This window comes from Ancylobacter terrae (assembly GCF_045108345.1).
Taxonomy (GTDB): Bacteria; Pseudomonadota; Alphaproteobacteria; order Rhizobiales; family Xanthobacteraceae; genus Ancylobacter.
Window position 1 is genome coordinate 813,117 of sequence record NZ_JBJGXH010000001.1, and the last position, 21,726, is coordinate 834,842.

The 21,726-nt window shown below is 70.9% G+C and carries 21 protein-coding genes; 13 read left to right on the forward strand and 8 right to left on the reverse strand.

Annotation, left to right across the window (positions count from 1 at the left end; genetic code table 11):
- Positions 1-52 precede the first annotated feature (52 nt).
- Positions 53-1,396, forward strand: a complete 1,344-nt coding sequence (locus ACEUEL_RS03865) for a PQQ-dependent sugar dehydrogenase (protein WP_405702338.1) — start codon at positions 53-55, stop codon at positions 1,394-1,396.
- Positions 1,397-1,540: 144 nt separating this feature from the next.
- Here the strand turns inward: ACEUEL_RS03865 and ACEUEL_RS03870 are convergent, their stop codons facing one another.
- From ACEUEL_RS03870 to ACEUEL_RS03880, 3 genes are all read right to left on the reverse strand, one after another.
- The gene (locus ACEUEL_RS03870; RefSeq protein ID WP_405702339.1) at positions 1,541-2,908 is read right to left on the reverse strand and encodes a TIGR03808 family TAT-translocated repetitive protein; all 1,368 of its coding nucleotides are present in this window, start codon (positions 2,906-2,908) and stop codon (positions 1,541-1,543) included.
- A 1,111-nt stretch (positions 2,909-4,019) separates the two neighbouring features.
- Entirely contained in the window at positions 4,020-4,478 is a 459-nt protein-coding gene (locus ACEUEL_RS03875) for a YbaK/EbsC family protein (RefSeq protein ID WP_405702341.1), read from the reverse strand.
- 247 nt (positions 4,479-4,725) lie between these two features.
- Positions 4,726-5,148 (reverse strand): YciI family protein, encoded by a 423-nt coding sequence (locus tag ACEUEL_RS03880; protein WP_405702343.1) that lies wholly within the window; start codon positions 5,146-5,148, stop codon positions 4,726-4,728.
- 179 nt (positions 5,149-5,327) lie between these two features.
- On the opposite strand from ACEUEL_RS03880, the gene ACEUEL_RS03885 reads away from it, so the two are divergent.
- Positions 5,328-6,071, forward strand: coding sequence for a GntR family transcriptional regulator (locus ACEUEL_RS03885; RefSeq protein ID WP_405702346.1), 744 nt, complete (start codon positions 5,328-5,330; stop codon positions 6,069-6,071).
- Positions 6,072-6,158: 87 nt separating this feature from the next.
- On the opposite strand, the gene ACEUEL_RS03890 is transcribed toward ACEUEL_RS03885, so the two are convergent.
- From ACEUEL_RS03890 to ACEUEL_RS03905, 4 genes are all read right to left on the reverse strand, one after another.
- Positions 6,159-6,395, reverse strand: coding sequence for a con-10 family general stress protein (locus tag ACEUEL_RS03890; RefSeq protein ID WP_405702348.1), 237 nt, complete (start codon positions 6,393-6,395; stop codon positions 6,159-6,161).
- A gap of 118 nt (positions 6,396-6,513) precedes the next feature.
- The gene (locus ACEUEL_RS03895) at positions 6,514-7,299 is read right to left on the reverse strand and encodes an NAD(P)-binding domain-containing protein (RefSeq protein ID WP_405702350.1); all 786 of its coding nucleotides are present in this window, start codon (positions 7,297-7,299) and stop codon (positions 6,514-6,516) included.
- A 30-nt stretch (positions 7,300-7,329) separates the two neighbouring features.
- Positions 7,330-8,304 carry a transcriptional regulator GcvA gene (gene gcvA / locus ACEUEL_RS03900; RefSeq protein ID WP_405702351.1) on the reverse strand — a complete coding sequence of 325 codons (975 nt, stop codon included), beginning with the start codon at positions 8,302-8,304 and terminating at the stop codon, positions 7,330-7,332.
- Complete coding sequence (locus ACEUEL_RS03905; protein ID WP_405702354.1) at positions 8,301-9,374, reverse strand: LLM class flavin-dependent oxidoreductase; 1,074 nt, start codon at positions 9,372-9,374, stop codon at positions 8,301-8,303. The genes gcvA and ACEUEL_RS03905 overlap by 4 nt, the downstream gene beginning before the upstream one ends.
- Positions 9,375-9,658: 284 nt before the next feature.
- On the opposite strand from ACEUEL_RS03905, the gene ACEUEL_RS03910 reads away from it, so the two are divergent.
- The 10 genes from ACEUEL_RS03910 to ACEUEL_RS03955 all read left to right on the forward strand — a co-directional run bounded on the left by ACEUEL_RS03910 (position 9,659) and on the right by ACEUEL_RS03955 (position 19,014).
- The gene (locus tag ACEUEL_RS03910) at positions 9,659-10,390 is read left to right on the forward strand and encodes an SDR family NAD(P)-dependent oxidoreductase (protein ID WP_405702356.1); all 732 of its coding nucleotides are present in this window, start codon (positions 9,659-9,661) and stop codon (positions 10,388-10,390) included.
- A 47-nt stretch (positions 10,391-10,437) separates the two neighbouring features.
- Complete coding sequence (locus tag ACEUEL_RS03915; RefSeq protein ID WP_405702358.1) at positions 10,438-11,520, forward strand: LLM class flavin-dependent oxidoreductase; 1,083 nt, start codon at positions 10,438-10,440, stop codon at positions 11,518-11,520.
- A gap of 116 nt (positions 11,521-11,636) precedes the next feature.
- Positions 11,637-12,872, forward strand: a complete 1,236-nt coding sequence (locus ACEUEL_RS03920) for a branched-chain amino acid ABC transporter substrate-binding protein (protein WP_405702361.1) — start codon at positions 11,637-11,639, stop codon at positions 12,870-12,872.
- Complete coding sequence (locus ACEUEL_RS03925) at positions 12,869-13,966, forward strand: branched-chain amino acid ABC transporter permease (protein ID WP_405702363.1); 1,098 nt, start codon at positions 12,869-12,871, stop codon at positions 13,964-13,966. Before ACEUEL_RS03920 ends, ACEUEL_RS03925 begins: the two co-directional genes overlap by 4 nt.
- A 7-nt stretch (positions 13,967-13,973) precedes the next feature.
- Positions 13,974-15,638 carry an ABC transporter permease subunit gene (locus ACEUEL_RS03930; RefSeq protein ID WP_405702366.1) on the forward strand — a complete coding sequence of 555 codons (1,665 nt, stop codon included), beginning with the start codon at positions 13,974-13,976 and terminating at the stop codon, positions 15,636-15,638.
- Positions 15,628-16,503, forward strand: coding sequence for an ABC transporter ATP-binding protein (locus tag ACEUEL_RS03935; RefSeq protein ID WP_405702369.1), 876 nt, complete (start codon positions 15,628-15,630; stop codon positions 16,501-16,503). Before ACEUEL_RS03930 ends, ACEUEL_RS03935 begins: the two co-directional genes overlap by 11 nt.
- A complete protein-coding gene (locus tag ACEUEL_RS03940; RefSeq protein ID WP_405702371.1) occupies positions 16,500-17,219 on the forward strand; it encodes an ABC transporter ATP-binding protein in 720 nt (239 codons plus the stop codon). Before ACEUEL_RS03935 ends, ACEUEL_RS03940 begins: the two co-directional genes overlap by 4 nt.
- Positions 17,216-17,746 carry a flavin reductase family protein gene (locus ACEUEL_RS03945; RefSeq protein ID WP_405702374.1) on the forward strand — a complete coding sequence of 177 codons (531 nt, stop codon included), beginning with the start codon at positions 17,216-17,218 and terminating at the stop codon, positions 17,744-17,746. Before ACEUEL_RS03940 ends, ACEUEL_RS03945 begins: the two co-directional genes overlap by 4 nt.
- Before the next feature lie 17 nt (positions 17,747-17,763).
- Complete coding sequence (locus tag ACEUEL_RS03950) at positions 17,764-18,519, forward strand: SDR family NAD(P)-dependent oxidoreductase (protein ID WP_405702376.1); 756 nt, start codon at positions 17,764-17,766, stop codon at positions 18,517-18,519.
- Between the two features lie 138 nt (positions 18,520-18,657).
- On the forward strand, positions 18,658-19,014 hold the full coding sequence (locus tag ACEUEL_RS03955) for a VOC family protein (protein ID WP_405702379.1): 357 nt from the start codon (positions 18,658-18,660) through the stop codon (positions 19,012-19,014).
- A gap of 21 nt (positions 19,015-19,035) precedes the next feature.
- Here ACEUEL_RS03955 and ACEUEL_RS03960 read toward each other — a convergent pair whose 3' ends face one another.
- A complete protein-coding gene (locus tag ACEUEL_RS03960) occupies positions 19,036-19,665 on the reverse strand; it encodes a hypothetical protein (RefSeq protein WP_405702382.1) in 630 nt (209 codons plus the stop codon).
- A gap of 318 nt (positions 19,666-19,983) precedes the next feature.
- Here ACEUEL_RS03960 and ACEUEL_RS03965 point away from each other — a divergent pair, with 318 nt between their 5' ends.
- Positions 19,984-21,675, forward strand: coding sequence for a Na+/H+ antiporter (locus ACEUEL_RS03965; RefSeq protein ID WP_405702385.1), 1,692 nt, complete (start codon positions 19,984-19,986; stop codon positions 21,673-21,675).
- Positions 21,676-21,726 lie beyond the last annotated feature (51 nt).

Below are 21,726 nucleotides of genomic sequence, written 5' to 3' on the forward strand. Positions count from 1 at the left end.
AGCGATCCATAAAGGGCGGCGTGCTGTTGCGGCGCGGCGAGGGAGGTCGACGATGGCTCGAAACAGCGGTCCGATCCGCAGTGTCGTCAGCGCGGGGCTTGCCGGCCTCGCGCATCTCCTCACCGATGCGCGCAAGCAGCCGGCGCTGGCGGAAGAGGCGGGCTACGGCGCCAATCCGGACCTGCCGAAGCCGAAGCCGACGCTGATCCCGATCCTCAAGATCGCGCCCGCCGTCGGCTGGGCGCCGGGCGTCAAACCCAGGCCCGCCAAGGGTTTCGAGGTGACGTCCTTCGCCGCCGGGCTGGAGCATCCGCGCTGGGTCTACGAGCTGCCGAACGGCGACATACTGGTCGCCGAGGCCGCCGGCCCGCCCTCGCCACAGGGGGTGTTCTCCTGGCGCTGGTGGGCGCAGGGGCTTATCATGACGCAGGCGGGCGCGCGCGTGACCAGCGCGAACCGCATCACGCTGCTGCGCGATCTCGACGGCGATGGGGTGGCCGAGCAGCGCTTCGCCTTTCTCGAGAACCTGTTCTCGCCCTTCGGCATGGCGCTGGTCGGCGACCAGCTCTTCGTCGCCAATGCCGATGCCCTCGTGCGCTTTCCCTACACGCCCGGCGCCACCCGGATCGACGCCGCGCCGGTGAAGGTCTGCGACCTGCCGGCGGGCCGAAATCACCATTGGACCAAGAGCCTGGTCGCCAACAAGGCGGGCACCAAGCTCTATGTCGGCGTCGGCTCGAACTCCAATGTCGCCGAGTTCGGCATGGAGGAGGAGGAGAACCGGGCGGCGATCCTCGAGGTCGACATCGCCTCCGGGGCGGTGCGGGTGTTCGCCTCCGGGCTGCGAAACCCGGTCGGCATGGACTGGAACCCGGTCACCGGGGAGCTGTGGACCAGCGTCAACGAGCGCGACGAGATCGGCGACGACCTCGTGCCGGACTACATGACCTCGGTGAAGGACGGCGCCTTCTATGGCTGGCCCTATTGCTATTTCGGGCAGGTGGTCGACGCCCGGGTGAAGCCGCAACGTCCTGATCTCGTTGCGAAATCCATCAAGCCGGACTATGCGCTGGGATCCCATACCGCTTCGCTCGGCTTCTGCTTCGCCGATGACGGGCGCCTCGACGAGCGGTTCCGGGGCGGCGCCTTCATCGGCCAGCACGGCTCATGGAACCGCAACCCGCCGTCCGGCTACCGCGTCATCTTCATCCCCTTCACCAATGGACAACCCTCTGGTCCGCCAGAGGAAATTCTCGGCGACTTCCGGGTGGACGGCAAGGCGCTGGGCCGGCCGGTGGGCGTGATCATCGACCGCAAGGGCGGCCTGCTGGTCGCCGATGACGTCGGCGACTGCATCTGGCGGGTGCGCAAAAGCGGCGGACAAAATAGGTATTAAGATGCCTCTGTTGGACTGACCGGTCAGTGCGGTCGGGTGGACGATGAGTCCGACTGCCGACCGATCGGTGCGGTGAGTCCGATCGACAGGTGCCCGCCGCTTGGAAGCCGCCCGCCGCTTCGACGCCGCGCGGCCCGCGCGCCGCTACCGCACCCGGTTGCCGGACACGGCGAGGTTGAGCGGCAGCGGTCCCGGATTGGGGCCGGCGAGGTCGCCGGTGGCGGGCTTGTTCCACTCAAGGCCGACCACTGCGCCGAGCTTGGCGCCGGTGACGAGATTGTCGGCGATGAGCACATCGCCGGCGCCGTCGACGATGGCGGCGCCGATGCCGACCCCGGCGTTGCGCACCACGTTGCCGACCACCGCGACGTTGCGGGCGAAGGCGCCGAAGCCGACGCGGATGCCGATCTTCGGCGCGTTCTCGACGACGTTGCCGGTGACGGCGGTGTCGGCCTCGACGCTGATGCCAATGCCGTCGGAGATCGGCGAGTCGTAGTCGGGCGGCGCCTTCACCAGCATGTTGCGCACGATGTTGCCCTCGACCACGGCGAGCCGGCCGCCCTGGTCGAAATTGGTGACGGCGATGCCGTTCACGGCGTTCTCGACCACATTGGCGCTGATGATGGCGCCGTGGAAGCCGAACTCGGCATAGAGCCCGGTCTCGCCGAGGGTCGAGCAGTTGTTGCCGCGGATCATGAGGTTCGAGGCGGCGTTGCCGCGCACGGCGGAGAAGGCGCAGTCGGCGATGCGGTTGTCGGCGACGATGACGTTACCGGCGCGGAACACGTTGACGCCGTTGCCGTTCTGGCCGTCGCCGCTGTCGTTCGCCGCGACGCGGGAGATGCGGTTGCCGAGCACCAGCGTGCCGTCGTCGCCGATCTGCGAGCGCCAGACCTGCACGGCGTTGTTGCCGATGTCGCGGAACTCGTTGGCGCGGATGGCGAGGCCGGTGGAATCGATGGCGAACAGGCCGGTCTTCGCCGCGGTCGCGATCCGGCAGTTCGCCACCTCGCCGCCGCAGCCCGCCAGCGCGATGCCGTGCCCGGCGGAGGCGGTCAGCACGCAGTCGCGGATGCGGATGCCGGCGCAGCGGGCGAGGGCGATGAGGCCGCTGCCGTCGGGAATGGAGAAGCCGCTGCCGTCGAGGGTCAAACCCTCGAGGCGCAGGCCCTCGCCGCCCTGCGCGGCGATCAGCGGGCCGGTGCCCGACAGCAGGAGGCGCGTCGCGCCGGGCACGCCGACGAGGCCGGCGCCGGCGGAAAGGTCGAGCCCGGTGGCGCGGTAGCTGCCCGGCGGCAGATAGAGCGGCAGCCGCGCCTTTACGGCGGCGGCGATGGCGCGCTGCAGCGCGGCGCTCTGGTCGCCCGGCGCATCCGGCTTCACCCCCTGCGCGGCGGCGCTGAGCGCGCCGGTGACCGACTGTGCGGCAGCGGGGAGGGCGGCGAAGGCCAGCGCGGCCGCACCCGCACCGAGCGCCGCGCGGCGGGAGAGGGCGGATGGCGATCCCGTCATGGCTGGCCTCCTCGATCGGCGGTGGGCGTGGCCGAAGTCGGCCGGACACGGCGCCGCAAGGTGAGCATGCCGTGCTCTCCTTTCGATCCGGTATCACGGCGCGAGGCGCGGATGGCGGGCACGACCCCGCTAGGATCGCAGGGAGAGAAGATAGTCCTGCTTGAAACTCCACTGCACAACGCGACGAGAAGCTTACGTAAATCAATTCCGCATCACGTCACGGCGGCCATGATCGACAAGACACCGGAGAAGCTCGAGAAAACAACAATCACCACATCATATCGGTTCGGCCCTTGCATTTGTTTAAGAGCATGGTTGACGCCTGCGCTTCCCGCGCCCGCGAATTGTTTCGTCGGGACGCGCGGAGCCGGCCGGCTCCATCTTAAAACAGTGGCGAAGACGGCTCCCATAGCCAACACGGCAGCCACGAGCCCAAACGACATCATCGCAATTCCCTCTCGTGAAGCACGTTGACAGCTTAGAACAAATAATGAACATTTCAATTCACAATATGGACGTCACGACAAAAATCGTACTGCGGGGATCCGGACCACCGCGCTCCACCGATGGCGGGGATGACTGGAATAGGGATGACTGGCACGGGCCCGCTGAGCCGCCGAGCCTTCCCGCCGACGGCCCGCTCAGGCACAGACGTCGACCCAGCGGCCGTCCACGAGGTCGCGCCCGCGATCGGGGGGGATGCGCACGGCGGCATTGGTGGCGCCTGCCGCCGGTCCACCTCGCCGAAGGCCCGCAGCGAGACGTCGCGGAAGACGGGCAGCACGGAAGGTGGCTGGCTCCGTCCTGGAGCAGGGGCGACGACGGCTCCCACAGCCAGCACGGCCGCGCCGACCCCGAAGACACCCACGTCGTTCTCCGTCGCGAGACGCGCTTGACAAAGTCAGAACATAAAGCGAACATTCAATTCGCGGTTTCGGAATCACAGGGGGGATCGGCCGGAGGAGGGTTCTTCGAATGAAGATGCCGACGCGCCTTGTGTCGTCGGAGGCGGGGTGGCCGGGATGTGCCCCGGGCCATGACGGCGCGGGCCGAGGGTTGGCGCCCGGTCGGCGCGGGAGGTGATCGCCGGGCCGTCCCGCCGGCGGCTCTTTCAGGCGCAGACGTCGACCCAGCGGGCGTCCACCAGATCGCGCAGGCGATCGGGGGCGATGCGCACCGCGGCATTGGTGGCGCCGGCGGCCGGCACCACCTCGTCGAAGGCCCGTAGCGAGACGTCGCAGAAGACGGGCAGGGCGGAGGGCAGCCCGAACGGGCAGACGCCGCCGACCGGGTGGCTGGTGGCGGCGAGCACCTCCTCGGGGCCGAGCATGCGCGGCTTGCCGCCCAGCGCCTCGCGGGCCTTGCGGTTGTCGAGCCGGGTGGTGCCGCTGGTGACGACCAGCATCACGGCATCGCCGACGCGCAGGCAGATGGTCTTGGCGATCTGGGCGGGCGCGACCCCGTGCGCGGCGGCGGCGAGATCGACCGTCGCCGAACTCTGCTCGGTCTCGATGACGGCGATGTCGGGAGCGTTGGCGGCGAGGAAGGCCCGGACGGATTCGAGGCTCATGAGGGCGTGCAGCGCTGGTCGGGAATGGGAGGAGGCAGGCGTGCGGTGGTATCGGCCGATTCAGCCGGGCGCTCAAGCCCCGCCCGCGCTCACCCCTATCGCGCGCATCCCCTATCGCGCGCATCCCCTATCGCGCATACCCGATTGCGCGCGCACCCTTGATCTCATGCCCCGATCGCGCGCTCCATTGCGCGCGCCGCGACGTCCGACCGCCGCGTTCCCGGCGGCGGCCGGGGCGGGGCCGCCGTCAGCCCCGCTCGATCTCCTGGCGCAGCCGCTCTTCCTGCTCCACCAGTTCGGGGGTCATCTCGGCGCCGAAATCGGCCATCTCGTAGAGCGGGCGGATCTCGATCTCGCTCGGGCCCGGCATGGGGTTGGGGCAGCGCTTCACCCACTCCACCGCCTCGGCCATGTCCTTGACCTGCCACAGCCAGAAGCCGGCGATGAGCTCCTTGGTCTCGGCGAAGGGGCCGTCCATCACCGTGCGAGTCGGGCCGGCGAAGGCGACGCGCTTGCCGGCGGAAGAGGGCTTCAGGCCTTCGCCGGTCAGCAGGATGCCGGCCTTCACCAGTTCCTCGTTGAAGCGGCCCATCGCCTCGAGCAGGTCGGTGCCGGGCATACGGCCCGCCTCGCTGTCAGCGGTGGCCTTCACCAGAACCATCACGCGCATCATCGTCTCCCTTTGCGTGGCGCCGCGCCTGCCGGCCCGGCCTGTTGCCCGAGGACGCACGAGGCGGGGGCGGGCCGACATCGCCTCGTGCGATTTCGGGCGCGCTGTCGGGGGCATCTTCGCCCCGCGTGACCGCGAGCGCCAGAAGCGGCTATGTTGGCCGCCGACGGGAGGACGCCATGGCATTGGTCGAGACGGTGGGCGCGGAGGCGCAGGAGGCGACGCTGGCCGACCGGATGTTCGCCGTCATCAGCGAGGCGATCGTGCGCGGCGAGCTGAAGCCCGGTGCCAAGATCAGCGAGCCGGAGCTGGCGCGGCGCTACGGCATCAGCCGCGGGCCGCTGCGCGAGGCGATGCACCGGCTGCAGGAACGCCGGCTGGTCACCCGCACCCCGCATTTCGGCGCGCGGGTGGTGGAGCTCTCGCCGGCGACGCTGGCGGAGATCTTCACCGTGCGCGAGGCGCTGGAGGGGATGGCGGCGCGCGAGGCGGCCCGGCGCATCACCGACCCCGAGATCGAGCATCTGCGCGGGCTGCTGCGCGCGCACGAAGCGCAATTCGCCGACGCCGGCACGGATTCCTATGCGCAGGGCGCCTCCGACGAGGATTTCCACTTCGCCATCGCCCGCTTCAGCCGCAACGAGCTGCTCATCTCGCTGCTGTGCGGCGAATATTACCAGCTCATCCGGCTGTACCGCTCGCAGCACAAGAGCGTCGCCGGGCGGGCGCGGCGCGCCTTCATCGAGCACGGGCGGATCGTCGAGGCACTGGCCGACCGCGATCCCGACCTCGCGGAGATGCTGATGCGCCGGCACGTGGTCGCCGCGCGGCAGGGCATGGAGGAGGCGATGGCGCGCTCGGCGCAGGCCGCGCCGGCGCGGGGCGCGCGCGGCGCCCGCGGGCGGGTGCGGCCGGCGGACTGACGCGCCGGCGCCGGAAAAAGGCCGCCCCGGAATCCGGGACGGCCAGTCGGGGCTCGCATGCCTCAAGCGGACGGCGCGCGATGCGCGTCAGCGCTGGCCGCCCTTCTTCCCGGCCTCGCTCGCGCGGTCGCGGTCATTGGCGAAATTGCCGGGATTGTCGTTCTGGCCGCCCTGCTGGCGGTGATCGCCGCCGGACTGGCTGTGCTGGCCGCCCGGCGACGGCTGGCCGCCGTGGGAATGCTCGCCGCCCTTCTTGCCGGCCTCGCGGGCACGCTGCGGATCGTCCGCAAAGTTACCGCTGCCGTGCTGCTTGTTGTCAGCCATGGGAAACTCTCCTTGTGTTGACTTCCCTACACGGCAACAACCGGTGAAAACGGCGTCCGTTCCACGGTAAAACTGGCGGGATGCGCGATATCCGGGGCCGAATACCTTTGTTTTTCGCTCAACCCTTCTGCATCAATTGCCGCGAGTGCGCCTCGATGGCGTCGAGCGCGCGGCCGACCTCGTCGAACCAGCCGGCCTCGGTCAGATGGCCGCGCCCGCGCCAGTTGAGCCCGCCCGGCGTCTCGTGATGGGCGGGATCGACATCCTCGCCCTGCGCCAGCGCGTCGAGGCCGATGGCGGCGAGGCCGTCGAACATGGAGCGGACATAGGCGCGGGCGGCGTCGGGGGCCATGTCGCGGGAGACCAGCCAGCCGATGATGCGGTTCTGCATCGCGTAGTGCGAGGACATCATCGCGCTGGCGATGCCGATATTGGCGAGGTCGCTCTCCTTCGGCGCGACGATGACCTCGCCGAGGCCCGCCAGCAGCGCCTCGACCTGCGGGTCGGCCGGATAGAGCACGACCGGCCCCTTGCGCAGGCGGATCGGCGGCAGCGGATTGACCCGCACCACCCGGCTCGCCGGGGCGACCGCCTCCAGCACCTTCGCGCGCGGCACGCCGGCGAGGAAGCTGACCACGGTCTGGTCGGCGCGGAAGGGCAGGCCGGCGGTGGCCTCGCCGAGCTGGGAGGGGCGCACGCCGATGAGCACGATGTCGCTGCCCGCGACCACCTCGGCATTCGAGGCGGCGCGGGTCACGTTGGCATGGCGCCCGGCCAGCGCGCGGGAGGTGGCCTCGGCGCGGGGCGAGACGAGGATGGAGATCGAGGCGCCGTGCACGGCGACGAAGCCGTCGATGACGGCGGCCGCGAGCGTGCCGGTGCCGAGGAAGCCGAGGCGCAGCATGGGGGTGATCCTGTGGGTGGGCGAGAGGGGTCAGCCGCTGCTGCGGCCCTCGAAGCCGATCCAGCTGCGGAATTCCGCGACCGCCGGCTTCTCGGAGAAATCGGGGCTGGTGAGCAGGTAGAAGGCGCTTCCCGTCTCGATCTCGATGTCGAACGGGCGGATCAGGCGGCCCGAGCGCAGATCGCTCTCGACCAGCAGCGGGCTCGCCAGCGCGACGCCCTGGCCCTGCACGGCGGCGTCGAGCATCAGGCCGGAATCGTTGAAGTAGAGCGTTTCCTCGAAAGCGAGGCCGCTGGCGCCGGCCGCCGCCAGCCAGGCGCCCCAGAAATTGCCGTTCACCACCTGCAGCAGGGTGTGGCCGACGATATCGCCGGGGACGAGGAGCGGCGGCCCTTCGCGCAGCAGGCTCGGGCTGCACACCGGGAACAGCCGGTCGGGCGCCAGCATCTCGACGCGGGCGTTCGGCCACACGCCCGAGCCCCAGCGGATGGCGACGTCGATGTCCTGCCGGTCGAAATCGACCGGGTCGCTGGAGGCGAGCAGGGTGACCTTGACGGTGGGGTTCAGCTGCATGAAGCGCTTGAGCCGGGGCACCAGCCAGCGCGAGGCGATCGAGGGCGGGGCGTTCACGCACAGCACCACGGGCGCCTTGGGATCGACCAGGCGCTCGCAGGCGCGCATCAGCAGCGCCATGGATTCGCCGACCGCGCTCGCCAGCGCCGTGCCCTCGCGGGTGAGTTCCACCCGGCGCGGCATGCGGCGGAACAGGCGCACCTCGAGGAGTTCCTCGAGCTGGCGGATCTGCTGGCTGACGGCGGACTGGGTGACGCAGAGCTCTTCGGCCGCCGTGGTGAAATTGCCGTGGCGGGCGGCGGCATCGAAGACGCGGAACAGGTTGAGCGGGGGCAGGCGGGTCGCGCGGCGCAGCGCCGGGGCCGCCGGCGGGGTGGGCCCCGAGGCCGGCATCGGGGTGAAGCTGCCGTCGCCGGGGCGCTTGCTGCTCATGCCGCGTCCTGCAACCCGTCGTCGCGCAGCTCGACCAGGCCCTCGAGCTGGGGAATGACGTCGCAGCCGAAGCGCTCCAGCGAGGCGAGGGTCTCGCGCCGGCCGATGCCGGCGAAGCCCATGAAGCAGGACAGGTGCGTCGGCCGCAGCGCCTCGATCTCCTGCGCCAGCTTCTGGGCGCAGTAATCGGCCGGGCCGATGACCGCGCTCTCGAGGAAATTGTCGAGCGGGGGCTCGTCGTTGAGCGGCATCAGCCGCAGGAACGGGCCGTCCTTGGAGGGGTGGACGGTGGAGAGCGGCACGGCGGCGCGGGCGAGGTCGCGCACGCATTGCGCGGCGTGGCGGGCATCGTCGGGATCGTCGGTCACGTAGATGTAGCGCTGCACGGCGAGCGGCATGGTGGCGGGGTTGCCGCCGCCTTGCGCCCAGCGCTCGGCGATGAGCGAGCGGAAGGCGAGCGCCGCCCCGAGCCCGCGATGGCCGAAGCTCATGAACGGCGTGTCGCCGCTGCGCGCCATGCGGGCGATGATGTCGGGGTGCGAACTCGCCACGAAGACCTCGGGCATGGCGAGGCCGAAGGGGCGCATCGACAGCTCGGTGCGCGGGATGGAATGGAACTCGCCGGCATACTCGACGATGCCGGAGGTGAGGCCCTGCTGGAGAATGTCCCAGGTCTCCAGCATCTTCAGGTGGCGGTAGGAGGGATCGACGCGGAAGCGGTCGAACTCATAGGGCTGGTAGCCGCAGCCGAGCCCCAGCACCAGCCGGCCCCGCGTCAGCAGGTCGACGAAGGCGGCTTCCTGCACCACGCGCAGCGGCTCGTAGAAGGGCAGCGCCAGCACCGCCGGCCCGAGCCGGATGCGGGTGGTCTCCGCCGCCATGTGCGAGACCATGACCAGCGAGGAGGGGCAGATCGAATGGTTGGTGAAGTGATGCTCGGCGAACCAGGCGATCTCGAAGCCGAAATCCTCCGCCATGCGCACCGTGTCGACCGTCGTGCGCAGCACCGAGGCGGGCGAGGTGTTGCGGTCGTAGAGGCCCATCAGGCTGAAAAGGCCGAGCTTTGTCATCCATCCCTCATGCTCGCCTTCCGCACGCCGCGGGGCGAGGTTCACGGCCCGCGTCCGGCGCCGCGGGCATTTGGAGCGGCAGGATGGCGCCTGCGCGCAGGCGGCGCAAATTAGCTGTTCTTATCGCTGGGCCAGCCGGGCTTGCGGTGGGGGGTAGCCGGAAACCCAGCTTATCGGTCCAGTAGAATTGATCGTTTGCGGGGGAGGGCGGCGCGCTGAACACTCGCTCTCACGCGATGCCCGACGGTTGGTGCGGGTGGCGTGCCAGCGACAGCGGAGCCCCCATGAAGGATCACACCATCATCGTCACCGGCGGGGGCAGCGGCCTCGGCCGCGCGATCTGCCACGGCCTCGCCGATGCCGGCGCGCAGGTCGCCATCGTCGAGATCGACAAGGCCGGCGCCGAGACGGTGGTGGGCGAGATCACGGCGAAGGGCGGCAAGGCCTTCGCGGTGATCGGCGACATCACCACCCGCGCCAGCGCCAAGGCGCTGGTCGACGAGGTCGCCGCCACGGCGGGGCGCATCCACGGCCTGTGCAACTGCGCGGGCGTCTATCCGCGCAAGCCGATCCTCGAGATCAGCGACGCCGACTGGGACTTCAGCTTCTCGGTGAACGTGCGCGGGCTCTACGACGTCACCGTCGCGGTGGTGCCGCACATGCAGGCGGCGGGCGGGGGACGCATCGTCAACATCGCCTCGATCGACGCGCTGAAGGCGCATCCCAAGAACGCCCATTACGCGGCGATGAAGGCCGCGGTGGTGAGCCTCACCAAGAGCATGGCGCTGGCGCTGGCGCCCGACAACATCCTGATCAACGGCGTCGCCCCCGCCGGCATCGCCACCGAGAAGGCCAAGGCGGCCGGCTTCCTGCCCGAGCTCGCGGCGCAGACCGCGCTGGGGCGCGCCGCCGAGCCGGACGACGTCGCCGATGTCGTCGTGTTCCTGCTCTCGGAAAAGAACCGCTACATGGTCGGCGAGACGGTCGCGATCAGCGGCGGATACTTCATCGCCTGAAGCACAGCGCCGCGAGCGCCCACCTCTTTACATCAGCAGAGCTGCACATGCATTTCGGTATTTTCAACCTCATGGGCCTGCGCGACAACCCCGGCGGCATCGCCGGGGTGATCGACGACACCCGCACCATGGTCACGCTGGCCGAAGAGGTCGGCTTCGAGATCGCCTGGTTCGCCGAGCACCATTTCACCAACTACTCGGTCAGCGTGTCGCCGCTGATGATGGCCGCGCACATGGCGAGCCTGACGAGCCGCATCAAGCTCGGCGCGGGCGTGGTCGTGCTGCCGCTCTACCATCCGATGCGGGTGGCGCAGGAGATCGCGCTGCTCGACCAGATGAGCGGGGGCCGGGCGGTGCTCGGGGTCGGCACCGGCTACCAGGCCTACGAGTTCGAGCGCTACGGCGCCTCGGTCGCCAAGAAGACCGAGACCTTCCTCGAGTACTGGGCGGTGGTCGAGCAGGCGCTGAGCGAGGGCCGCGCCGAGTACAAGGGCGAGTTCGTCGAGGTGCCGCCGAGCGTGTTCACGGTGCGCCCGGTGCAGAAGCCGATGCCGCCGGTCTACTGCACCTCGCCGCACCCCCCGATCCTGAAGGCGCTGGCGAAATGGGGCGGCGCGCCGTTCATCACCGCCGGCTGGCGCGGCACGGAAGCGCTGTTCGGCATCGCCGAGCAGGTGCGTGCGGCCTGGGTGAAGGGCGGGCTCGACGGGCCCAGCATGCCGGTGGCGCTGCAGCAGTACATCCACGTCACCGACAGCGCCGGCGAGGCGCTGGAGGCGGCCGAGCGCGCCCGCTATGTCGGGCGCATGGTGCACGGGCTGCGCTCCAACGTGCTGACGCTGGACGGCTCCTTCGTGGTGCCCGACCCGATCCCCGACGAGCCGCCGCTGGAGACCTTCCGCGACAACCTGCTGATCGGCGACCCCCACCTCGTCGCGCAGAAGCTGGTGGCCGAGATCCGCCGGCTCAACCCCTTCCATTACAACTGCTTCTTCCAGTTCGGCGACATGCCGGTGGCGCGGGCCCGCCGCTCGCTGGAACGCTTCGCCGCCGAGGTGCTGCCGCTCGTCGAGCGCGAGGTCGGCCCGCTCGCGGCGATCGGCGCGCGGGTGCCGGCGGCGGCCGAGTGAGCGCGGCGCCGGGAGCCCCCGATCCCGGCGCCGTGCAGCGTCCTGTTTATGCGTGAAGCCAAGAAACGACCGCGGCCAACGCGCCGCATCCAACCAGAACAGAGGACGGAACCCAGATGAAGACGAAGTTGCTTTCCGCGGCGAGCCTCGCGGCGGTTCTCATCCTGAACCCGGCGGCGCGCGCCGAGACGCTCGGCCCGGTGACCGACCCGCTCGGCGTGGTCAAGATCGCCAAGGGCCAGCCGGTGGTGATCGGCGGCTACTCGTCGCAGTCGGGCGGCGACACCAACCAGGGCATCGACGAGCTGCGCGGCGCGGAAGTCGCGATCAAGGACTTCGGCGGCTCGGTGCTGGGCTTCCCGGTGAAGCTGGTCGGCGAGGACGCCCAGTGCACCGCCGAGGGCGGCCAGACCGCCGCGACCAAGCTCGCCGGCAACAAGCAGGTGCTGGTCGTGCTCGGCCCGAGCTGCTCGTCCGGCGCCCGCGTCGGCGCCCCGATCCTGTGGCGCGCGGGCATTCCGAGCGTCGCCATCGGCGCCACCGCCCCGGCGCTCACCGCCGCCGACCGGCCCGACGGCTTCAAGGGCTTCCAGCGCGTGGTGCCGAACGACCTGAAGAGCGCGGCCTTCACCGTGCAGTATGTCGTCGACAAGCTCGGCGTGAAGAACGTCGCCACCATCCATGACGGCAGCCCCTATACCGAGCAGCTGGTGCGGGCCTTCGAGAAGGACTTCACGGCGCGCGGCGGCACCATCGTCGCCAGCGAAGCCATCTCGCCGAGCGACACCGACCTGCGCCCGGTGCTGACCCGCATCGCCACCAAGAAGCCGGAGCTGATCTTCACCCCCGTGTTCACCTCCTCGGTCGGCTTCCTGCTGCGCCAGAAGGGCGAGGTGTCGGGTCTTGCCAACGTGCCGGTGATCGGCGGCGAGGGCGTGTTCAGCGCCAACGTCATCGAGGCGTCCGGCCCCGCCATCGTCGGCTTCCGCATCGTGGCGCCCTCGACCGACCTGTTCTCCTCGAAGTTCCCGGACTTCCAGAAGGCCTTCGCCGCCGAATATGGCGAGGCGCCGATCGGCGGCTTCTCGGCCTATGGGTATGACGCGGCGCTGCTCGCGCTCACCGCGATCAAGGCGGTCGGCAAGACCGATGCCGAGGGCAACCTCTATATCGGCCGGCAGGCGCTGCACGACGCGCTGATGGCGACCAAGGGCCTCGGCGGCCTCACCGGCACGCTGACCTGCGACGCCAACGGCGATTGCGGCGCGGCGACCTATGCCATGTGGGAGTTCAACAACGCCGACCAGGCGACCTTCGCTCCCGGCACCAACCCGAAGCGGATCTTTCCGTGAGCGATCTGGCACACCCTGCCACGGAGCCCGGCGCGTTCGCGGAATGGCGGCGGCGGTCGACCTGGGTCGACCACATCCTGCTCGCCATCCGCATCGGCGTCGCGGCGCTCGTGCTGGTGGGTCTCGCCGGCGGTCTCACCGCCGGCACCTACTCCGCCGCCGACTTCGCCTCCTTCACGATGTTCGGCCTCACCATCGGCAGCGTCTACGCCCTGATCGCGCTCGGCTACACCATGGTCTACGGCATCCTGCGCATGATCAACTTCGCCCATGGCGACGTGATGATGGTGGGCTCCTTCGCCGGCCTGTTCGCGGCGGGCGCTCTCAACGACGCGGGCGTGCTCGGCGCCTTCCCGCTGATCGCGCTGCCGCTGGTGCTGGCGGCGGGCATGGCGGCGGGCGGCCTCGTCTCGATCGCCATCGAGCGGATCGCCTACCGCCCGTTCCTGCATGTGCGCTCGCTGGCGCCGCTGATCTGCGCCATCGGCATGTCGTTCATCCTGCAATATGCGGCGCGCGGCCTGTTCGGCACCCGCAACCGCGCCTATCCGGGCTTCGGCTGGATGGAGGGCACGGTGAGCCTGCTCGGCATCACCGTGCCGATCCCGCAGATCGTCGCCTTCGCGGCGGCGCTGATCGTGCTCGCCGGCCTGCTCGCCGTGGTGCGGCTGACCAAGCTCGGCAAGGCGATGCGGGCGGTGGCCGAGGATCGCGACGCGGCGGCGCTGGTGGGCATCAACGTTTCCGCCACCATCGTCGCCACCTTCGCCATCGGCGGTGCCATGGCTGGCGTCGCGGGCGTGCTCTACGCCCTCGTCTTCAAGCAGATCACCGTGTTCATGGGCTTCTTCCTCGGCGTGAAGGGCTTCGCCGCGGCGATCCTGGGCGGCATCGGCAATCTCGGCGGCGCGCTGATCGGCGGGCTGGTGCTGGGCCTCGCCGAGGCGCTGGGGCCGGCGCTGATCCTCGAGGGCTACGGCCTGCCCGCGCCCTACCAGCTCAAGGACGTGATCGGCTACGGCATGCTGGTGATGATCCTCATCTTCCGGCCGCAGGGGCTGCTCGGCGAGCGGCTCTCCGCCAAGCGCGCGTGAGGGGGCGATGTCGTTCAACACCGTCACCTCCTCGTTCAAGGTCACCCGCCGGCGCGCCGGCCCGCTCATGGAGGCGGCCCGGCTCGGGCTGATCGCCGGGGGCGCGCTGATCGCCTTCGCGCTGATCGGCGCCTATCTGGCGATGGACAAGCGCGAGGTGATCGAGGGCGCGATCACGCTGTCGCAGCTCGCCTGCGCGCTCATCGTCTTCGCCGCTGGCCACGCCGCGGCGCGTGATGCGCGCTCGAGCCTCGCCGCCGCGCTGGGCCACGGCCTCGTCGCCGGCCTGATCGCCGGGGCGTGCCTGTCGCTGCTCGTCTGGCTGATCGCCACCGTCAACCTGCGCGCGACCCTCGTCGCGGCCAGCCCGATGCTGGCGCGCGCGCTCAGCCTCGGCGCGCCGGTCGCCTCGGCGCAGGCGCTGGCGCAACTGCCGCTGCTCGGCGCGGCGGGGGCGCTGGCGGGCGCGCTGATCGGCCGGCTGCCGGCCGGCGCGGGGCGGGCGGCGCTGACCGGGCTCGGCGTGGTGCTGGTCGCCGGCCTGTTCCGCGACGTCTTCGCCAGCATGCTGGAGCACCTGCCGGATGTGAGCGGGCCCGATTACGAGGTGTTCGGCGCCGCCGGCCTCAATCCGGGCGCGGCGGTGGGGCTGTTCTTCCTCGTCGCGGCGCTGGCGCTGGTGCGGGACCGGCTGGTGGCGCGCCGCCGCGTGCCGCGCTCGGGGATTTCCAGGCCCGGCCTCGCGCTGCTGCTCGCGGGCGTCATCCTGCTGCCGCTGGTGACCAACGACTTCGTCGCGCAGGTCGCCATGCTGGTGGCGCTCTACATGCTGATGGGCATGGGGCTGAACATCGAGCTCGGCCTTGCCGGGCTGGTCGATCTCGGCTTCGTCGCCTTCTTCGCGGTCGGCGCCTACACGGTGGCGCTGCTGTGCTCCTCGGGGCCGCTGGCGGTGGCCGACGTCTCCTTCTGGGTGGCGCTGCCGGTGGCGATCGTGCTCGCCGCGCTCGCCGGCATGCTGTTCGGCCTGCCGGTGCTGCGGGTGAGGGGCGACTACCTCGCCATGGCTACGCTCGGGCTCGGCGAGATCATCCGCGTGCTGGTGCTGTCCGACTGGCTGGCGCCGCATCTGGGGGGATCGCAGGGGATCATCGAGATCGATCACCCGCGCCTGTTCGGCTACGAGCTGAAGACGCCGGCGGCGCTCTATTATCTCGCGCTGGCGCTGGCGGGCGTGGTCGCCTTCGTCTCGCTGCGGCTGCAGAACGCGCGGATCGGCCGGGCCTGGCTCGCCATCCGCGAGGACGAGGACGTGGCGCAGGCGCTGGGCATCGACCCCGTCGCCTCGAAGCTACTCGCCTACACCATCGGCGCCGCCTTCGCCGGGGCGGCGGGGGCGGTGTTCGCGGCGCTGATCGGCTCGGTCTATCCGCACTCCTTCCAGCTGCTGGTCTCGATCAACGTGCTGGCCATTCTCGTCATCGGCGGGCTCGGCTCGCTGCCGGGCGTGCTGGTGGGGGCGATCGTGCTGATCGGCCTGCCGGAACTGCTGCGCGAGTTCGGCGAGTTCCGCTACCTGTTCTACGGCATCGCGCTGGTCGCCATGATGCATGTGCGCGCCGAGGGCCTGTGGCCGGCGGCCTATGCGAAGGAGGGCACGCATGCCGGCTGAGACCTCGGCCCCCGCCCGTCCGCCGCTGCTGGAGGTGCGCGGCCTGCGCAAGGCCTTCGGCGGGCTGATCGCCATCCAGGACGTCGACCTCACCGTGGCGGAAGGCACGGTTCACGCCATCATCGGCCCGAACGGGGCGGGCAAGACCACGGCCTTCAACTGCATCACCGCCTTCGTGAAGCCGACGGGCGGGCGGATCACGCTCGGCGGCGCGCGCATCGACGGGTTGCCGGCGCATGTCGTCGCCCGCCACGGCGTGGCGCGGACCTACCAGAACGTCCGCCTGTTCGCGAACATGACGGCGGTGGAGAACGCCCTGGTCGGCCAGCACCAGCGGCTGCGCGCCACCTTCTGGGAGGCGATCGTCGGCTCGGGCCGCTTCCGCCGCGAGGAGAAGGAAGCGCGCGAGCGGGCGCTGCACTATCTCGACTTCGTCGGCATCCCGCACCGGGCGGGCCATCTCGCCCGCAACATGCCTTATGGCGACCAGCGCCGGCTGGAGATCGCCCGCGCGCTGGTCGGCAGCCCGCGCATCCTCATGCTGGACGAGCCGGCTGCCGGCATGAACCCGACCGAGGGGCGGGCGCTGGTCGAGCTGATCGAGCGGGTGCGCGGCGAACTCGGCGTCACCGTGGTGCTGATCGAGCACCATATGCGCGTCGTCATGGCGGTGGCCGAGCGCATCACCGTGTTCGACCGCGGCGCCGTGCTGACCGAGGGCACGCCGGCGCAGATCCAGGCGGACGAGCGCGTCATCGCCGCCTATCTCGGCCGCCGCTCGGGGCAGGTGGGGCCGGCGCCCGCGCCGCTGCACGCGCTCGACCCCGACGCCGCGGCCGAACCGCTGGAAGCGAGGATCGCATGAGCAACGCCCTCGACGTCCGCGACCTCACCGTCGTCTACGGCCAGATCGCCGCCGTGCGCGCGGTCAGCTTCACGGTGGAAGCCGGGGAGATTGCCACCATCATCGGCGCCAACGGCGCCGGCAAGACCACCATCCTCAACGCGCTGTGCGGCCTGCGCGAGGTGCGCGGCGGCACGGTGAGTCTCGGCGCCGAGGACATCACCCACCTGCCGCCGCACGAGCGGGTGCAGCAGGGCCTCGCCCAGGTGCCCGAGGGCCGGCGCCTGTTCGGGCGGATGAGCGTCGCCGAGAATCTCGAGATCGGCGCCTATACCCGCGCCGACCGCGCCGGGCTGAAACGCGATCTCGACCATGTGCTCGACCTCTTCCCGCGCCTCGCCGAGCGCTACCGCCAGCTCGCCGGCACGCTTTCGGGCGGCGAGCAGCAGATGGTGGCGATGGGCCGGGCGCTGATGGCGCGCCCGCGCGTGCTGCTGCTCGACGAGCCGACCATGGGGCTCGCCCCGCAGATCGTCGACCTCGTGCTTGACGCCATCCGGCGCGTGAACGGGGAGGGGGTCACGGTGCTGCTGGTCGAGCAGAATGCCTATGGCGCGCTGGAGATCGCCGACCGCGCCTTCGTGCTGGAAAGCGGCGAGATCACGCTCAGCGGCCACGGCCTCGATCTGATCAACCACGAGCGCGTGCGCAGCGCCTATCTGGGACATGACGCATGATGATGACCGCCATCCCCGCGACGGGTGCGCCCGCCGCCCTCGAGGTCGATGCCGGGGCCTTCCGTACGGCGATGCGCGAGCTCGCCGCCGGCGTCACCGTGGTGACCGCGTCCGGGGCGGACGGCCCGCGCGGGCTCACCGCCACCGCGGTCTGCTCGGTCTCGGCCGACCCGCCGACGCTGCTCGTCTGCGTCAACCGCGCCACCGAGGGCCATGCCGCCATCCGCGCCGCCGGCTTCTTCTGCGTGAACGTGATGGCGCACGAGCATCGCGGCCTCGCCGAGCATTTCGCCGGGCGCAGCGGGCTGCACGGCGCCGAGCGCTTCGCCCACGGCGCCTGGGGCCGGCTCGTGACCGGCGCGCCGGTGCTGGAGGACGCGCTGGTGGCGTTCGACTGCCGCGTGGTCGAGACGCTGGAGCGCGGCACCCACACCGTCTTCCTCGGCGCGGTGGTGGCCACGCGCGCGGCGGCGCCCGAGCGGCCGGCGCTGGTCTGGCGCGGCGGCGCCTTCCACCTCGCGGGCTGAGGCCGGGAATTCGTGCCATGAGCAGCCTCGACGGCTCCGTGACCCTCATTACCGGCGGCGGCTCCGGTATCGGGCTCGCCCTGGTCGACGCCTTCCTCGCCGCCGGGGCGCGGGTGGTCGCGGTCGATGCCTCGGCGGAGCGGCTCGCGGCGCTGGCGGACCGGATCGGCGCACCGGAGGCGCTGGCCACGATCGCCACCGACATCACCGATCCCGACGCGCCGCAGGCGATGCTGGCGGGAGCCGCGGCGCGGTTCGGGCCGGCCGACATCATCTGCAACAATGCCGGCATACTCGACCGCATGGCGCCGCTCGACGAGACCGACGACGGGCTGTGGGAGCACGTGCTGGCGGTGAACCTCACCGCGCCGCTGCGGCTCACCCGCGCCGCGCTGCCGGCCATGCTGGCGCGCGGGCAGGGCATTTTCGTCAACACCGCCTCGATCGCCAGCTTTCAGGGCGGGCGGGCCGGGCTCAGCTACACCGTGACCAAGCACGGCCTGCTCGGCCTCACCCGCTCGGTCGCGGCGGCCTATGGCGCGCGGGGGATACGCTGCAATGCCGTGGCGCCGGGCTCGGTGAAGACCGCGATCGCCGCGGGGGTGGAGCCTTCCGCCGCCGGCTGGGAGCTGCGGGGCAAGGGTCTGGCCACCCGACCGCCGCAGGCCGACCCGGGCGACATCGCGCCGGTCGCGGTGTTCCTCGCCTCGGAGGGCGCGCGCTATCTCAACGGCGCGCTGATCGTCGCCGATGCGGGGTGGACGGTCTACTAGGGGCGCGCCCGTTCGGGTGGCTTTGCTCGATCGCGGGGCGGGCTCTCGATCGGGCAGGCCGGGGCAGCCGGCTGGCGCAGGAGCGGTTCAATTCCTGCAGAGCGGATGCCGGCGCAGAGTGAGCAGGGAGGGCGGGTCTTGACCGTCAAGCGATTGCAGAACGTCTATGTCCGCAGTGCGGAACTCGCCGAAAGCCGGCGCTTCTACGAGGCGGTGCTGGGCCTCACGCCGAAATTCGTCGATGGCGAGCGCTGGGTGCAGTATGACGCCGGCGGCGCCAATTTCGCGGTCGGCGCGCCGGAGGAGTTTCCCGACGGCGCCAGCGGGGCGGTGGCGGTGTTCGAGGTGGCCGATCTCGACGCGCACCGGAGCGCCATCGCCGCGGCCGGCCTCGCGGTGGTCGGCAACCGCGACATGGGCCCGCACGGCCGCACCCTGACGCTCATCGACCCCTCCGGCAATTACGTGCAGCTCTACGAGCGGGCCGGGCGGTGAGGGGATCGAGCCAAGCGACCGCTAGCTGCCGCCAGCAATCTCCCTATTGAAGAAGCCATCGAAATCGTCAATCGCCTCCATGATGTAGCCGATCCCGGAACTGTTGCTCTCCGAGCCGTGGGTGGACGCGACCGACAGTTCGCGGCGACAGCGGGTCTCGAATTCGTCGATGCGACGAAGGCCCTGCATCGCGACCAGCCGCTGCCTCGCCCCCAGAAGCGGAAGGATCGGCTGCACCTCCCGCAGTTCCTTCAGGGCGGAGTTGTGGTTGCCAATGCGAAGCTCCGATTCCGCGTCTCTGATGGTGTTCCTTCGCCGATGCCAGGCAAGACAAGCACGAAGCGTCTTCATCTGATCGTGCGCGTGCTTGAAGCGGATTGCGGTTTCTTTCCACGCTTCGCTTTCGTGGCGACGCGCCTCTTCATTTGCATTCCGGATCGAGAGCTTGGTTGAATGCAGCGCGAGTGCACCCGCGATGATCGTGGCGATGGCGCCGAGCAGGCTTCCGAAGTTACTTCCCAAGAAGCTCATCACGCAGCCCGTATCGACTTTCGTCCCCGAGGAAAGGACGAGAGCGCACAGCGTTACGACGGCCGTGCTGACGGCCAGGAGGCCGATCACGATCGCATCGATGGCGGCAAACGGTTTCATGCCGCGAGGGTGTCGCCTCCCGCTCTGGTTGTCGATGGGGTGATGAACATCCTCCCCAGCAATCGCTAACCGGCCCACCCCTGCGCCGCGGCGATTGCCCGATGCGACGCGGAGCGCGGTGCGATTGCGCAAACGGGCGGCCGAAGCCGACAGAAGCGATGGCGTGCCGGCGGCATAGTCGGGTTCGGCAGTCGATGCGCTCCTGCCCCCCCGCGCATCGCTCCCCTCCCTGCCTTGAGGTGGCGACGGCCTCCGTCGCCACCTTTCTTTTGCCGGGAGGGCCGCGGGCGGGTCGAGTGCGGGTTCCGGAGCGCGTTCATGGGCGAGACGGGGATGATCCTGATCCTGCTGGCCGGCGTCATCGCCACCCACTGGATCGGCCGGGCGCTCGGCGGACGGATCGCGCTGCCGCTGATCCAAATCGCCGCCGGCGCCGCCATCGGCCTCGCCACGCGTTTCGGCATCGCGCTGGAACCGGAGACGTTCTTCGTGATCTTCCTGCCGCCGCTGCTGTTCCTCGACGGCTGGCGCGTGCCGAAGCAGGACCTGCAGGACAATGCCGCCCTGATCGCCTCGCTGGCCTTCGGCCTCGTCTTCGTCACCGTGCTCGGCGTCGGGCTGTTGCTGCGGGCCCTCATCCCGGCCATGCCGCCCGCCATCTGCTTCGCGCTGGCGGCGGTGCTGTCGCCGACCGACGTGGTCGCCGCGACGGCCATGGTGACCCGTGTGAGCGTGCCGCGCCGCATGCTGCGCCTGCTCGAGGGCGAGGCGCTGTTCAACGATGCCTCCGCCCTGCTGTGCCTGCGGCTGGCGGTGACGGTGGCGATGACCGGATCGGTGCCGATCTGGTCCTCGCTCGGCGGGCTGGCCTGGACCGCGCTCGGCGGCATCGCGCTGGGGGCGGGGCTGAGCCAGCTGGTCACCTGGCTGAAATTCCGCATCGTCGCGCGGTTCGGCGAGGACACCTCCTCCTCGATCCTGATCAGCCTGCTGACGCCCTATGGCGCCTATCTGCTCGCCGACGCGCTGGGCAGTTCCGGCGTGCTGGCGGCGGTGGCGGCGGGGATGGTGATGAGCCGGGTGGAGGTCAGCGGCCGGGCGCTGGCCGTCACCCGCATCCGCCGCAACGCGGTGTGGGAGACGCTGGCCTTCGCCCTCAACGGATCGATCTTCCTGCTGCTCGGCGAGCAGCTGCCCGACCTGCTGGCCCGCGTGCATCCGGGCACGGCGGAAAGCGGCCACGGCGGCCTGTGGTGGCTCGGCGCCTATGTGCTCGCCATCAGCCTCGCCATGGCGGTGCTGCGCTTCGTCTGGGTGTGGGCGATGGTCGGGATCTGGCTCGGGCGCGACGCCGGCAGCGCCTCGCCCCGCCGCCGCCCGAACCTGCGGCTGGTCGCCGCCATGTCGAGCGCGGGGGTGCGCGGGGCGGTGACGCTGGCCGCCGCGCTGAGCCTGCCGCTGGCGTTGCCCGACGGCACGCCGTTCCCCTTCCGCGATCTGGTGATCCTGCTGGCGGCCGGGGTGATCCTGGTCTCGCTCGTGCTCGCGAACATCGCTCTGCCGGCCCTGATCCGGGGCGTGGCGCTGCCACCGGAGCCGCTCGACGACCGGCAGGAGCGCGCCGCGCGCATCGAGGCGGCCAAGGCCGCCATCGCCGCGCTGTCCACGGCCGGGGAGGCGCCCGGCGGCAAGGTGCGCACCGTCGCCGAGGCCGATGCGCAGGGCGGGCGGCTCGCCGCCGTCGCCCTGGTCGCCGATTACTACCAGCACCGGCTGGCCCAGCTGCAGCCGGAGGCGCCGGATACGCCGCCGGCGGGAACGCTGCAGGACGAGGATCGCCTGCACGTGCTGGCGCTGCGCGCCGAGCGGGCCGCCATCGTCGGCATGGCGCGCGGGCATCGCATCTCCACCGACCTCGCGCACAAGCTGCTGCGCGAGACCGACCTCGCCGAGGCCGCCTTCGAGAACGCCGCCGATGCCTTCCGCGGCGAGGGACGCCCGACGCCCTGACCGCGCCCGCCAAGCCGGCGCCCATGGCGATCGCTGGCGGGATCCGGTATC

What these genes read in the sequence shown, in the direction of transcription:
- ACEUEL_RS03875 (WP_405702341.1), bottom strand. Translation starts at nt 4,478, where the DNA reads ATGAGCCTCGAATCCGTCCGGGCCTTCCTCGCCGCCAACGCTCCCGAC.
- ACEUEL_RS03950 (WP_405702376.1), top strand. Translation starts at nt 17,764, where the DNA reads ATGAGCAGCCTCGACGGCTCCGTGACCCTCATTACCGGCGGCGGCTCC.
- ACEUEL_RS03880 (WP_405702343.1), bottom strand. Translation starts at nt 5,148, where the DNA reads ATGCGCGTGATGGTTCTGGTGAAGGCCACCGCTGACAGCGAGGCGGGC.
- ACEUEL_RS03865 (WP_405702338.1), top strand. Translation starts at nt 53, where the DNA reads ATGGCTCGAAACAGCGGTCCGATCCGCAGTGTCGTCAGCGCGGGGCTT.
- ACEUEL_RS03890 (WP_405702348.1), bottom strand. Translation starts at nt 6,395, where the DNA reads ATGGCTGACAACAAGCAGCACGGCAGCGGTAACTTTGCGGACGATCCG.
- ACEUEL_RS03910 (WP_405702356.1), top strand. Translation starts at nt 9,659, where the DNA reads ATGAAGGATCACACCATCATCGTCACCGGCGGGGGCAGCGGCCTCGGC.
- ACEUEL_RS03870 (WP_405702339.1), bottom strand. Translation starts at nt 2,908, where the DNA reads ATGACGGGATCGCCATCCGCCCTCTCCCGCCGCGCGGCGCTCGGTGCG.
- ACEUEL_RS03940 (WP_405702371.1), top strand. Translation starts at nt 16,500, where the DNA reads ATGAGCAACGCCCTCGACGTCCGCGACCTCACCGTCGTCTACGGCCAG.
- ACEUEL_RS03965 (WP_405702385.1), top strand. Translation starts at nt 19,984, where the DNA reads ATGGGCGAGACGGGGATGATCCTGATCCTGCTGGCCGGCGTCATCGCC.
- ACEUEL_RS03885 (WP_405702346.1), top strand. Translation starts at nt 5,328, where the DNA reads ATGGCATTGGTCGAGACGGTGGGCGCGGAGGCGCAGGAGGCGACGCTG.
- ACEUEL_RS03905 (WP_405702354.1), bottom strand. Translation starts at nt 9,374, where the DNA reads ATGACAAAGCTCGGCCTTTTCAGCCTGATGGGCCTCTACGACCGCAAC.
- ACEUEL_RS03935 (WP_405702369.1), top strand. Translation starts at nt 15,628, where the DNA reads ATGCCGGCTGAGACCTCGGCCCCCGCCCGTCCGCCGCTGCTGGAGGTG.
- gcvA (WP_405702351.1), bottom strand. Translation starts at nt 8,304, where the DNA reads ATGAGCAGCAAGCGCCCCGGCGACGGCAGCTTCACCCCGATGCCGGCC.
- ACEUEL_RS03960 (WP_405702382.1), bottom strand. Translation starts at nt 19,665, where the DNA reads ATGAAACCGTTTGCCGCCATCGATGCGATCGTGATCGGCCTCCTGGCC.
- ACEUEL_RS03945 (WP_405702374.1), top strand. Translation starts at nt 17,216, where the DNA reads ATGATGATGACCGCCATCCCCGCGACGGGTGCGCCCGCCGCCCTCGAG.
- ACEUEL_RS03895 (WP_405702350.1), bottom strand. Translation starts at nt 7,299, where the DNA reads ATGCTGCGCCTCGGCTTCCTCGGCACCGGCACGCTCGCGGCCGCCGTC.
- ACEUEL_RS03915 (WP_405702358.1), top strand. Translation starts at nt 10,438, where the DNA reads ATGCATTTCGGTATTTTCAACCTCATGGGCCTGCGCGACAACCCCGGC.
- ACEUEL_RS03920 (WP_405702361.1), top strand. Translation starts at nt 11,637, where the DNA reads ATGAAGACGAAGTTGCTTTCCGCGGCGAGCCTCGCGGCGGTTCTCATC.
- ACEUEL_RS03930 (WP_405702366.1), top strand. Translation starts at nt 13,974, where the DNA reads ATGTCGTTCAACACCGTCACCTCCTCGTTCAAGGTCACCCGCCGGCGC.